Raw genomic sequence first — 11623 nt, forward strand, 5'->3', positions numbered from 1 at the left:
GGATCCGCTCTTTCTCCGCCTGTGTTTCGACGTACCATTTCCTGTATGCGCCTACACGTAGCCGATCACCCGCTCATCGCCCACAAGCTCAGCGTCCTCCGTGACGAGAGCACCGATTCCGCGCGGTTCCGGCAGCTCACCGAGGAGCTCGTCATGCTTCTCGCCTACGAGGCCACGCGCTCGGTCGCCGTCGAGGACCGCGAGGTGTCCACCCCGGTCTCGACGTTCACCGGCACCCGCCTGGCCGAACCCCGTCCCGTCGTCGTCCCCATCCTCCGCGCGGGCCTCGGCATGCTCGACGGAATGCTGCGCATCCTCCCCACCGCCGAGGTGGGATTCCTCGGCATGGTCCGCGACGAGACGACGTTCGAACCCACCGCCTACGCCGACCGGCTGCCCGATGACCTCAGCGGTCGTCAGATCTTCGTCGTCGATCCGATGCTCGCCACCGGCGGCACCCTGGCCATGGCCATCGATTTCCTCCTGGCCCGCGGTGCCCGCGACGTCACCGCCGTCTGCCTCGTCTCCGCCCCCGAGGGCGTCAAGCGCATCGAACAGTCGTACGGGGAGTCGGCGCACGTCGAGATCTACACCGCGGCCCTCGACGAACGCCTCAACGAGCAGGGGTACATCGTCCCCGGGCTCGGCGACGCCGGGGACCGGATGTACGGCATCGTCGACTGAGAGACTCGGCGTCATAGTTCGTCACACTCGTCTCAAAAACGGCGAATCCTTTGCAGGCGCGTCAGACTGTGACGAATAATGAAGACATGACCTCTGTGACGTATCAGCCACGAATGTGCGCGGCAGCCATGTGTATGCCCTGCGTTCGTCGTCGGTGATCGTCCTTCCGCTGTCCGACCGCGAACGAGTGCACGTCAGCCACGCAGCGGACCCCCACGACTCACTCAGAGGACAGCCATGCCGAATCCAGAGCCGAACTACGTCCACCCCCGCAGTGCCGTCGCCGTCCGGAGGGCAGGAGCCAGGTTGAGCGCCGTCGATCCGCAGAACCCTCCGCACACGTACGGACCCAGCGGCGTCGTCCCCTCCCCGAAGGCCGCCCGCGGGATCATCGTCTACATCGGCCTCGACGAATCGAAGGCCGCCGCAGACGGCACGAACCTCTCCGCGATCGCCGGTGAACTTCAGGCCTACGCGAAGGAGCTCGCCTCGCAGGCCGAGACGCAGGCCGTCATCGCCCTGGCCCCGGAGGGCCGCGGCAGCGACATCGATGCCGTCCGCGCCGTCGCCAACGGCTCCCCGGCCGCCAGCGGCACCCCCGCAGGCACCCACGGTCCCGTGCGCTCCCGCATTCCCAACCGCATCCACCCGCCTGCGCTGCGCGACGACGCCGCTGCAGGCGGCTACGGCGCCCACCCGGGCGAAGCCTTCGGAGAGAAGGCGGCCGAGCGTCTGCGCATCGACATCCCCCGCCGGGAGGTGCGCATCGACGGCGACCTCGTCGACGTCACGACGAAGGAGTTCGACCTGCTCGCCACCCTCGTCTCGCACCCGGATGAGACCCTGCCGCGCGACGCCCTCATCGCCGCCGTGTGGTCGGGCTCGGAGGAACCGGACGAGCGCACCGTCGACGTCCACATCCGCCGGCTCCGGCGCCGCCTCGGCGAGCACTCGTCGGTCATCCGCACGATGAGGGGTGCCGGCTACCGGTACGACACGCACCCCGACGTCACCGTGTGGTCGGCGACCGCGCACCGGTGATCCGGGTCGCACCACCCACCCAGGAGGGGGACAGACTTCGCGGTTATGCTCGTTGATCGATGAATCAGGCATATCCCCGAACCCGTTCCGCGCGGAGGTCCGCGAAGGGAGTCACCGCACTCGTCTTCGGCATCCTCTATGCCGCGTTCCTTCTCCTCCACCACCTCCTCCCCTCCCGAGCAGGCATCGCCCTGCTCGTCGAGAGCATCCTGCCGTGGACGGGAGTGATCGTCGGCCTCGTCGCCCTCATGGCGCTCTTCCGCTTCTCCGTGCTCTCGGTCATCGGCGTGCTCGTGCCCTCCATCGTGTGGCTGACGATGTTCGGCACAGCACTCCTGCCGGGCAAGGACGCGGGCACGGCCGACCTCACGGTCGCCACCCAGAACGTCGGAGCCCGCCTGCCGCAGCCCACCGCCACGGCGAAGAACCTCATCGACGCAGAGCCCGACATCCTCACGATCCAGGAACTCGAGTCGCTCTCAGGCCAGATCATCCGCAAGGAGCTCGACTCGGCGTTCGAGAACTCACAGGTCGTCGGCACTGTCGGGGTGTGGTCGAAGTGGCCGATGTCCGCCCCTGAGGCGGTCGACCTCGGTCTGCCGTGGGAGCGGGCCTTCGCAACGACGGTGTCGACCGACCACGGCGATGTCCGCTTCTACGCCGTGCACATGCCCTCGGTCCGGCCCGGGCATGAGGCGATGCGCAATGCCGCCCTGCGTCGCCTCGCGACAATCGTCTCCGCCGACGAGGCCGAGCGGGTCATCGTCGCCGGCGACTTCAACACCGCGACGACGGACCGCAACTTCTCCGAACTCGTGCCCCCGCTCGAGGACTCCCGAGTCGAGGCTCACGGCGGCTTCGGCTTCACGTGGCCGTCGGTGTTCCCGGTGACCCGTCTCGACCACATCCTCTACCGCGGTTTCGATGCGACCTCGGACCGCGTGCTCGGACGGGGCACGAGCGACCACCGCGCCGTCATCGCCGGACTCGACCTCAGCTGAGGAGCACACTCACTTCGTGCACTGGCCCGTCGGCTGCGGGGTGCTGCTGCTCGCTCCCGCCTGCAGCTCGTCGCGGATCTCGGCCCGGGTGAGCGCATAGCCGGTCTCCTCATCGGTGGCGGAGCGGGCGAAGACCATGCCGATGACGTTGCCGTCGGAGTCGAGGAGGGGTCCGCCCGAATTGCCCTCCCGGACGATTCCGCGCACCGAGTAGACCTCGCGGACGACGCTCGACTCGTCGTAGATGTCGAGCCCGCGGGCGTTGATCTTCTCGCGCACTCGCGACGGAGAGATCGTGTACGGACCGTTGGCGGGAAAGCCGACGACGACCGAGTCGTCACCGGGACCGGCCGGTGAGCCGAACTCGAGCGCGGGAGCATCGAGTTCGGGGACCCTGAGGACGGCGACATCGGCTTCGGGATCGAATTCGACCACCTCGGCGGAGTAGGGGCGCCCCGTCCCTCCGACCTGGACGGCGAGGCTCGTCGACCCGGCGACGACGTGGGCGTTGGTGGCGACGAGGCCGTCGCTGTAGACGAACCCGGTGCCCTCGGATCCGGCGGCGCATCGGGTGGTCGTCGTCGTCACCTTGACGACGGACTCCTCGACGCTGCGGCCGACCTCGACCATGCCGGAGTCGGGTTCGCCGACTCCGCGGATCTCCTCGGTCTGGCCGGAGAAGACCTGTGGGAAGCCCGTGGCGCGCAGTGTCGAGGCGAGGTCGCCGAGGGCGACCTGCGAGGAGTACGGGATCGTCCGGTCGATCGCGGCGATGACCGCGGAGTCGGCGACCCACCGGTTGGGTTCGACGAGCGGGGAGGCACGGACGAATCCGGCGGCGAGCCAGAGGACGAGGACGTAGACGATGCCCGCGGTCACCGTCCCGCCGATCGAGTCGATGCCCTGCCCGAGCTCAGAGTCCATGGCCCGCCGGATCGCGATGCCGATGCCGTTGCCCGCGAAGGCGAAGAGCACGCTGAGGACGAGCGGCATCGCCGCGAGCAGGGCGATGACCCCGGGGTTCTCCATCGCCTGGGTGCCCGCGGAGATGTTCTCGACCAGCGGGGAGGTCAGCCGCCCGGCGATCCAGCCGACGACGAAGCCGACGACCGTGCACAGGCCGATGATGAAGCCCTGCCGGAAGCCGAGGAAGAGCGCAGCGATGCCGAGGAGGACGATGATGACGTCGACGATCACGCCGGCCTCGCCTCACCTCGGGAGGCTGAGAGCAGACGGTCACGGGCTCCGGCGAACTCACGCAGTTCGTAGTTCTCGATGGTGCGCTCCTTGGGTCCGCCGAGGCCGGCGAGCAGACGCATCCGCGTCGTCGCGAGCTGACCGGCGAGGCGGATCATCGTCCGCATCTCCTGCTTGCCCCCGGGGAAGGTCTTCGCCCAGCGTTTGCCCTGCTTGCGGCCCTTCCACGTTCCGAGCATGTCGACCTCGGCGTGGGAGAGCCACCCGGAGTTCGCGTAGTCGCCGAGCATGTTGCGGGTGTGCAAACGCTCGCTGCGGCGGAGGATGAGGCCTGCGACGACCCAGCAGGTGGTGAGGATGAAGCTGAGGACGATGAGGCCGATGATCTGCGCGATGGGGCTGATGAGCTGGAGACCGGTCATCGACCCGTTCCAGATCGCGTGGAGGCACATGCCGACGAAGAGCCCGGGCAGCCACATGAGGATGACCGCCCACCACGGCCATTTGCGGGCGGCGAAGCCGATCGTCACCCCGGCCCAGGACGAGAAAGCCGTGTGGAGCAGGGGCGAGCAGAGGCAGCGGAGCACGAAGGTCACCCACAGACCCGAGGTGCTCTCCTCCCACGCGGCGCCGAGGTAGAGGACGTTCTCCGTGAACGCGAAGCCCGCCCCGATGAGCGCGCCGTAGACGAGGCCGTCGAGGGGCCCCTCGAAATGACGCCGGGCGAGGAGGACGATGACGACGAGGAGGGCGGTCTTCGTCGTCTCCTCGACGACGGGGGCTTCGACGACGGTCTTGAACACGTCGGGCACCGCGCCGACGCCGGCGAAGTAGAGGGCGACCTCCCCGACGAGGGAGACGAAGAGGGTGAGGACGACGGAGGCGACCGCTCCCCAGAGGAGGCAGAGGCCGAGGAGGAGCTTCGGCTGGGGCTTCCACCGATCGAGCCACAGCACGTAGGCGATGATCCCGATGAGCGGGATGGCCGAGAGTCCGATGAGCCCGAAGAGGCGGGCACCGAAGCTGAAGCCGCCGAAGATCGCCATGACGAGGAGACCGAAGACGAGGGCGCAGACGGCGAGGATCGCGAGGACGAGGCGGACGACGTTGCCCGGCGATCCCGGCTCGGCCGGTTCCGGCGTGCGCCGCACGGCCCCTGTCCACGGAGTCTCGGCGACCCGGTGCTGCGGGGGCTGCATCTGTGCGCGCACCCGCATCTCCTGCGTCACCGTCGGCGCGAACCGCGGCTGCTCGTAGACGCGGGCCTGCATCGGCTGGCCGGGATGGGACTGGTGGCCGGGACGGGTCATCTGCCCCGGCGGCGGGATGCGCAGGCCGAGATTGGGACCCGGGCCGGGGGCCTGCCGCCGCATCGGCGGCGGGGTCGCGGTGCGCTGGGGGTTCTGCGGCCGCGGGCGGAAGCGGTCATCGCTGCGGCGGGGATCGACGACGGGGCCAGGATGCTGACCACCGTGATTCGGGCCCGGGCCGTGCGGAGGGCCTGCATGTTCCGACATACACCGTCCTTCTCGATCGGATGCAGGGCGTTGACTGCTCGTCCAGTCTACGGTTGATCGCTGACACCGGGCCGTGCGGTTCGTGTCTGTTCGGCAACAACCCGCCTGGCCGTCCGTCTCCCACCCACTCGTGTCCCAGCGGGTGTGGATCCCCTTCCCGCGTTCGCGTCTCGTCGCCCTGCCGAATCCCTTCGTCCTCGCCGAGGCGGTCGGTCCGTCCCGCGCCGACCCCGGTGGTGTGCCGTCCCCCACTCGTCTCCCCAGCCGCTGCCACTCGTGCTCGTTCGCCTGTGGAGGCTCGATCCGCTGTCCACAGGCGCAGAATCGCCTCTGGTCACCGCGGCCCGTCGGGCGTGCAATCGTGCCATGAGCACTCACAGACCTCTCACATGTCCATCCGTCCTCCTCGTCGTCCTCGCTCTCCTCCTCTCCTTGGGATCGTCCCCCGCATCGGCGAAGTCAAACCTCGGGGAGGTCCCGCTCTCAGCGGCCTCCGAACTCTACGGTCCCGGTCTCTGGCATGAGGCCGCCGAGGGCAGGACCTGGTACGGCGCCTACCGCACGTTCGACGACAGGTACGCCTACTGCATCGACGCCGGACGGCAGTCCCCGCAGCCGGCGAACTTCGACGGTGCGCAACCGCGCACGGTCACCTCGGCGCAGACCGCGTGGGCGCTGCACACGTACGGGACCTCGGATTCCGCCGACGTCCAGGCGGCACTGAGCACGATGGCGCGACTCGACGAACGGATCGACCACGACCATGCGGTGCCGCCGCAGGAGCCGGGCGAACTCGGCGCGGACTTCGCCGGGGCCGCACAGCAGTATGCGGCGATCACGAAGGAGGCGAAGAGGCTCGCCGGCCCGTACACGCTCGACGTCTCCCTCGAGCGGTCCCTCGACATGCCCGTCCTCGAACCCTACGGCAGCACCGAGGAGGATGCCGCGCCGTCGACGGCCGACGTCCCGCCGACCTCGGGCGCGGTCACCCTCACCGTCTCCCTGACCAGCGCCTCCGGAGCGTTCGTCCCCGACGTCCCCATCGAACTCACCATCAAGGGAGCCGAAGGTCCGACGAGAGTGACGAGCGGGACGGCAGAGATCACCGAAATGCTCAGGGCCACCGAGCCGGGGACAGTGAGCGTCACCGCCACGGCGACCGTGGCCCCGGAGACCGTGCGCCTCTACGAGCCGACCTCCGGCACCCGCGTCCAACGCGTCATCACCGCCGACGAACCCGTGACCGTCACCGACGAGGTCTCACTCGACGTCGACTCGCAGCCGCGCGTGACCACAGAGATCTCCGAGGAGCGCCCGCAGCCGGGAGACACCGTCACCGATGCGTTCACGGTCTCCGGTCTCATCGGCGATCACAGGGTCGATGTCGTCCACGAGCTGTGGACCACCTCGTCGAAGCCCGCGATCGGCACCCGCAATGACGATGCCGAAGTCATCGGCACCGTGACCTCCAAGGACATCGGCAACGGCACACACACCTCGGCGGGCATCCGGATCCCTGAGGATGTGCGCGGCTGGGTCTACTTCACGGAGACGATCGCCGCCGACGAGAAGACGTCGGAGTGGAAGGGCATCCACGGCCAGCCGAAGGAGACGGGATTCGTCCCATGGACGCCGACGGCTGACACCCGTGCCGAAATCGAGGGATCCCAGGTCACCGACGAGGTCGCCGTCACCGGCCTGCGTCCCGGCGCCGAGGCGAAGCTCACCGTCACCGCGTACCGCCCCGACTCCGAACCCCAGCAGTCGACGGAGGCGTCGGGCACGGAGCTCGCCTCCCAGGACATCACCGTCGTCGCCGACCAGGAGGGCACGGCCACGGTGAGCACGGAGCTGATCGACATGCCCGTCGGGTGGGTGACGTTCGTGACGACGATCCACGCCGACGACGTCCATGAGGGGTGGACGAGCGACTGGGGCATCCCGTCGGAGACCGTCAGCCGTCCGCCGGCCGAGACGCCGAGCACGCCTCCGGCGCCTCCGACGTCGACCCCGCCGTCACCCGAGCAGCCGTCGACCCCGCCCGCACCGGAGCAGCCAAGTCCGCCGCCGGCACCCGAGCAACCGAGCACTCCCCCACCGGTCGAACCCGTCGCAGAGGAGCCGGAGGCTCCGCGCGCCCCGGACGAACTGCCGCGGACGGGAGCCCAGGGGCACACGATGCTCATCGGGGTCGGCATCGTCCTCATCGGCCTCGGAGGGGCGATCCTCTTCGTCACCGGACGCCGGACCCGCGATGAGTGATCGGCCCGCTCACGGATCAGCCGCCCTCGACGATCGTCGCCGCTGCGCGGAAGAGGTCGAGGAGCCGGCCGGTGAGAGCTTCGATGCGGGACTCGAGGGCGGCGCGGGCCTGATCGACCTCGCCGTGGACACGCAGCGCATCGATGAACTCGCGGACGGCCGGGATCCGATACCCGGCTGCCCTCAGCTCCGCGGTGATCCTCGCCTCCCGGATCGCGGCCGGCCGGTAGATCCGTGCGCGCGTTGCGCCGCGGGCCACCCGGTCGGGCGAGACCAGGCCCTCGTCCTCCCAGAACCGCAGGGTCGAGGCCGGGACGCCGAGGGCGTGCGTGAGCTGACTCATCGTCATCGACTCGGCGCCGTCGTCGGTCTCCGCATCGAGGCCGACCAGCATCTCCCGCACCGCGAGAGCCCGGGTCCGCTCCGCGTCGAGACCGGCGGCGAATCCGCCGAGGACCGCTGCCGTGTCGGCAGGCGAGCGCTCCGACCGCGAGATGAAGGTATCGAGGGCGGCCACGGGACCGATCGCCGAGGCGAGGCGCCGATAGGCGATGAGTGCGCGGACATGGGTCTCGGTGAACCGGCGATGGCCGTTCGGCAGGCGCTCGGCGGCCGGTATCGCTCCGAGGGTCTCGAGCCTGCGCACCTGCTGCACCGAACAGCCGGCCGCCCGGGCCGCCTCGGCCGTCGTCATCGTCGTCGCCATCCGACATAAGCACTTGAAGTGCACACTTGAAGCATGAGCATGAACGACATCCTAGACGCCGTCCGCCGCTTCGACGGAGTCCTCGAGCTCGCTCCGACTCCGGGCAGTGAGTATCCCGAGGTCGCGTGGGGCGATCACTTCCTCTACTTCGCCCCCGACGGCGAGGTCCCGCAGCGGGTCCAGCCCTACGCGACGATCATCACGAAGGACTACCCCGACGACACCCTGTCACGACTGAGCGAGACAGGGCGGTGGCGGGTGAACATCCATGTCGGGCGGCATCGCTTCGCCGACCTCCTCGGCGAGGAGCCCACCGCGCCGGGCGCCGAGACGGGCTGGGACTTCGCCGCCGCGGACACGCTCCTCCCCCATCCTCTCTACCGCACGCAGGGGTGGGTCGCGATCGTCGCACCGGGACCGAACACGATGGGGCTCGCGCTCGACCTCCTCGCCGTTGCACACGCCGATGCCGCACGCCGGTGGCACCGGCGCTGAGTCGACCTCAGACTCCCGAGGCCCACTCCTTCGCCCACGCCCGGGAGCCGTTGGCAAGAAGTCCAACGTCGGCGCCGACGAGGACGAAGGAGGCACCCGCGTCGAGGTACCTCCTCGCCTGGACGGGGTCGAAGGCGTTGACGCCGACGGGTTTGCCGGCGGCACGGACGGCGTCGAAGGTCTCGAGCACCGCCGCAGTCACCCGCTCGTGCGTCTGCTGACCGAGCAGTCCCATCGAGGCGGCGAGATCGGAGGGACCGACGAAGACCGCGTCGATGCCCTCGACGGAGGCGATCGCCTCGGCGTTCTCCACCGCCGTCACCGACTCGATCTGGATGGTGAGGGAGACAAGCTCGTCGGCCCTCCCCAGGTAGTCGGGCACGGTGTTCCACCTCGACGCACGGGCGAGGGCGGAGCCGACCCCGCGCACCCCGTGCGGCGGGTAGCGCACGGACCGGGCCGCCTCCTCGGCGTCGGCTGCGGTGTCGACCATGGGCACGAGGATGTTCTGCGCACCGAGGTCGAGGTGCTGCTTGATGAGCACGCGGTCGCACGCGGGCACCCGGACCACGGGGGTCGCCGGGTAGCCGTTCATCGCCTGGAGGAGACGGGTCGTCGTCTCCAGACCCAACGGCGAGTGCTCGGCGTCGAGGAGCACCCAGTCGAGACCGGATCCGGCGGCGATCTCCGCGGACACCGGCGAGCCGGAGCTCACCCACATCCCCGCGAGATGACCGCCGTCGTCGAGCTCGGCGAGGCGGTCGGCGAAGGTCGGGGGCAGGTCTAGGCGAAACGACATGTGATGACTCCCAGGTCTCCGTAGTCGGCGTGGACGGTGTCGCCCGGATGCACCCACATCGGGCGGGTGAACGAGCCGGCGAGCACGGTCTCGCCCGCCCGCAGGGTCTCCCCGTGGTCGGCGAGCTTGTTCGCCAGCCACGCGATGCCCCGCCCGGGGTGGTCGAGGACGGCGGCGGCGACGCCGGAGTCCTCGATCGTCTCGTTGCGGTAGAGCAGGGCTGCGACCCAGCGGAGGTCGACTGAGTCGACGGTCACGGGACGACCGCCGAGCACCATCGCGCCCAGGGCTGCATTGTCGGAGATCGTGTCGACGATCGTCCGTCCCTCCATCTCGATCCGGGAGGAGAGGATCTCGAGGGCGGGCACGACGTACTCGGTGGCCCTGAGCACATCGACGAGGCCGACGCCGGGACCCGCGAGGTCCTCGCCGAGGACGAAGGCGAGCTCGACCTCGACGCGCACCCCGGAGTACTGCGAGTGGTCGATGACCGCCCCGGTCTCATAGACCTGGTCTGAGAAGATCGTCCCGTAGTCGGGTTCGGTGATGCCGGTCGCCTGCTGCATCGGCTTCGACGTCAGCCCGATCTTGTGACCGACGACGCGCCGTCCCTCGGCCTCGCCGCGGCGCCGCCATTCCGCCTGCACCGCGTACGAGTCCTCGACCGTCATGTCCGGGTGGGCGGCGGTGAGCAGCCCGATCTTCTCCCGTGACCTCTCGGCGGCGGCGAGATCGTCGGCGATGCCGGCGATGACCGTCTCATCGAGCATGGTGATCCTCCTTCTGGGCTCTTCCCCTCGGTCGGCTCAGAGCTGGTGGCCGAGCTTGAATTCCTCTTCCCCGTCATCGGCGCCCGAGTGGGCGGCGGTGTCGCTCTCGGCATCCTCGCGGCGGGTGTAGGAGAATCCGTCGGCGCCGATGGTCACCTCCATCTCGGAGTCGTCGGTGCGCTTCGTCAGCGGCACCGGGTTGCCCTCGAGGTCGAGGACGGTCGAGGCATCGGTGTACCACGAGGGCACAACCGGGTTTCCCCACCAGTCACGGCGCTGGTTGTCGTGGACGTCCCAGGTCACCCGCGGATTGTCCGGGTCGCCGGTGTAGTAGTCCTGCGTGTAGATCTCGATGCGGTGGCCATCGGGGTCGCGCAGGTAGAGGTAGAAGGCGTTGGACACACCGTGGCGGCCGGGTCCGCGCTCGATCATGTCGGAGAGGCGCAGCGCTCCGAGCTTGTCGCAGATCGCCAAGATGTTGTGCTTCTCATGCGTGGCGAATGCGACGTGGTGCATGCGCGGTCCGTCGCCGCCGGTCATCGCGGTGTCGTGGACGGTGGGCTTGCGCCGCATCCACGCCGCGTAGACGGTGCCCTCGTCGTCCTGGATGTCCTCGGTGACGCGGAAGCCGAGGTCCTCCATGTAGCCCACGGCCTTCGGGACGTCCGGGGTGACCTGGTTGAAGTGGTCGAGGCGGACGAGTGCACCGGGGGAGTAGAGGTCGTAGCGCCAGGCGAGGCGCTCGACGTGGTCGACGTCGTAGAAGAACTCGTACGGGAAGCCGAGCGGATCCTGCACGCGCACGGAGTCGCCGATGCCGCGGACGAAGCCCTCGGACCGCCGCTCAACGGGACATCCGAGCTCACGGTAGAACGCCTCGGCGGCATCGACGTCCTCGGGGGTGCGGACCCGGAACGAGAACGCGGCCACGGCGGCCTCCGGGCCCTTCCGGAGGACGAGGTTGTGGTGGATGAACTCCTCCATCGACCGGAGGTAGACGGTGTTCTCGTCCTCCCACGTGACCTGGAGGTCGAGGACGTCGACGTAGAAGTCCCGGGACTTCTGCAGGTCGGTGACGACGAGTTCCATGTACGCGCAGCGCACGACATCGGGCGCGGCGACGGTGGGGGTGGTGATCGATTCGGTCATGA

Annotated in this window: 11 protein-coding genes; 5 read left to right on the forward strand and 6 right to left on the reverse strand. The window is 69.3% G+C overall.

The window, feature by feature from the left end:
• Positions 1-45 precede the first annotated feature (45 nt).
• From upp to EZE58_RS07095, 3 genes are all read left to right on the forward strand, one after another.
• Positions 46-684, forward strand: a complete 639-nt coding sequence (gene upp, locus EZE58_RS07085; protein ID WP_009377978.1) for a uracil phosphoribosyltransferase — start codon at positions 46-48, stop codon at positions 682-684.
• A 237-nt stretch (positions 685-921) separates the two neighbouring features.
• Positions 922-1725 carry a winged helix-turn-helix transcriptional regulator gene (locus EZE58_RS07090; protein ID WP_009377977.1) on the forward strand — a complete coding sequence of 268 codons (804 nt, stop codon included), beginning with the start codon at positions 922-924 and terminating at the stop codon, positions 1723-1725.
• A 59-nt stretch (positions 1726-1784) separates the two neighbouring features.
• Complete coding sequence (locus EZE58_RS07095; protein ID WP_009377976.1) at positions 1785-2726, forward strand: endonuclease/exonuclease/phosphatase family protein; 942 nt, start codon at positions 1785-1787, stop codon at positions 2724-2726.
• 9 nt (positions 2727-2735) lie between these two features.
• On the opposite strand, the gene EZE58_RS07100 is transcribed toward EZE58_RS07095, so the two are convergent.
• Together EZE58_RS07100 and EZE58_RS07105 are read right to left on the reverse strand one after the other, a co-directional pair.
• The gene (locus EZE58_RS07100) at positions 2736-3923 is read right to left on the reverse strand and encodes a MarP family serine protease (RefSeq protein WP_009377975.1); all 1188 of its coding nucleotides are present in this window, start codon (positions 3921-3923) and stop codon (positions 2736-2738) included.
• Positions 3920-5440 carry a PrsW family intramembrane metalloprotease gene (locus tag EZE58_RS07105; RefSeq protein ID WP_009377974.1) on the reverse strand — a complete coding sequence of 507 codons (1521 nt, stop codon included), beginning with the start codon at positions 5438-5440 and terminating at the stop codon, positions 3920-3922. The genes EZE58_RS07100 and EZE58_RS07105 overlap by 4 nt, the downstream gene beginning before the upstream one ends.
• Positions 5441-5806: 366 nt before the next feature.
• Between EZE58_RS07105 and EZE58_RS07110 the strand changes: the two genes are divergently transcribed.
• The gene (locus EZE58_RS07110) at positions 5807-7702 is read left to right on the forward strand and encodes an LPXTG cell wall anchor domain-containing protein (protein ID WP_167560150.1); all 1896 of its coding nucleotides are present in this window, start codon (positions 5807-5809) and stop codon (positions 7700-7702) included.
• Between the two features lie 16 nt (positions 7703-7718).
• Here EZE58_RS07110 and EZE58_RS07115 read toward each other — a convergent pair whose 3' ends face one another.
• Positions 7719-8408 carry a MerR family transcriptional regulator gene (locus EZE58_RS07115; protein WP_009377970.1) on the reverse strand — a complete coding sequence of 230 codons (690 nt, stop codon included), beginning with the start codon at positions 8406-8408 and terminating at the stop codon, positions 7719-7721.
• A 33-nt stretch (positions 8409-8441) separates the two neighbouring features.
• Between EZE58_RS07115 and EZE58_RS07120 the strand changes: the two genes are divergently transcribed.
• Entirely contained in the window at positions 8442-8903 is a 462-nt protein-coding gene (locus tag EZE58_RS07120; RefSeq protein WP_040341668.1) for a DUF6194 family protein, read from the forward strand.
• A gap of 7 nt (positions 8904-8910) precedes the next feature.
• On the opposite strand, the gene EZE58_RS07125 is transcribed toward EZE58_RS07120, so the two are convergent.
• Genes EZE58_RS07125 through hpaD form a run of 3 tightly spaced genes read right to left on the reverse strand, consistent with a single transcriptional unit; the run spans position 8911 to position 11621 of the window.
• Positions 8911-9702 (reverse strand): HpcH/HpaI aldolase/citrate lyase family protein, encoded by a 792-nt coding sequence (locus tag EZE58_RS07125; RefSeq protein ID WP_009377966.1) that lies wholly within the window; start codon positions 9700-9702, stop codon positions 8911-8913.
• Positions 9687-10472, reverse strand: a complete 786-nt coding sequence (locus tag EZE58_RS07130) for a fumarylacetoacetate hydrolase family protein (RefSeq protein ID WP_009377963.1) — start codon at positions 10470-10472, stop codon at positions 9687-9689. The genes EZE58_RS07125 and EZE58_RS07130 overlap by 16 nt, the downstream gene beginning before the upstream one ends.
• Before the next feature lie 36 nt (positions 10473-10508).
• Positions 10509-11621: a 3,4-dihydroxyphenylacetate 2,3-dioxygenase gene (hpaD, locus tag EZE58_RS07135; RefSeq protein WP_009377961.1), complete on the reverse strand. Its 1113-nt coding sequence runs from the start codon at positions 11619-11621 to the stop codon at positions 10509-10511.
• Between the last annotated feature and the right edge of the window lie 2 nt (positions 11622-11623).

Source organism: Brevibacterium sp. LS14 (assembly GCF_012027885.1).
Taxonomy (GTDB): Bacteria; Actinomycetota; Actinomycetes; order Actinomycetales; family Brevibacteriaceae; genus Brevibacterium; species Brevibacterium casei.

Coding starts and splice junctions, on each gene's coding strand:
- EZE58_RS07105 (WP_009377974.1), bottom strand. CDS start 5,440: ATGTCGGAACATGCAGGCCCTCCGCACGGCCCGGGCCCGAATCACGGT.
- EZE58_RS07090 (WP_009377977.1), top strand. CDS start 922: ATGCCGAATCCAGAGCCGAACTACGTCCACCCCCGCAGTGCCGTCGCC.
- EZE58_RS07130 (WP_009377963.1), bottom strand. CDS start 10,472: ATGCTCGATGAGACGGTCATCGCCGGCATCGCCGACGATCTCGCCGCC.
- upp (WP_009377978.1), top strand. CDS start 46: ATGCGCCTACACGTAGCCGATCACCCGCTCATCGCCCACAAGCTCAGC.
- EZE58_RS07095 (WP_009377976.1), top strand. CDS start 1,785: ATGAATCAGGCATATCCCCGAACCCGTTCCGCGCGGAGGTCCGCGAAG.
- EZE58_RS07125 (WP_009377966.1), bottom strand. CDS start 9,702: ATGTCGTTTCGCCTAGACCTGCCCCCGACCTTCGCCGACCGCCTCGCC.
- EZE58_RS07115 (WP_009377970.1), bottom strand. CDS start 8,408: ATGGCGACGACGATGACGACGGCCGAGGCGGCCCGGGCGGCCGGCTGT.
- EZE58_RS07110 (WP_167560150.1), top strand. CDS start 5,807: ATGAGCACTCACAGACCTCTCACATGTCCATCCGTCCTCCTCGTCGTC.
- EZE58_RS07120 (WP_040341668.1), top strand. CDS start 8,442: ATGAGCATGAACGACATCCTAGACGCCGTCCGCCGCTTCGACGGAGTC.
- hpaD (WP_009377961.1), bottom strand. CDS start 11,621: ATGACCGAATCGATCACCACCCCCACCGTCGCCGCGCCCGATGTCGTG.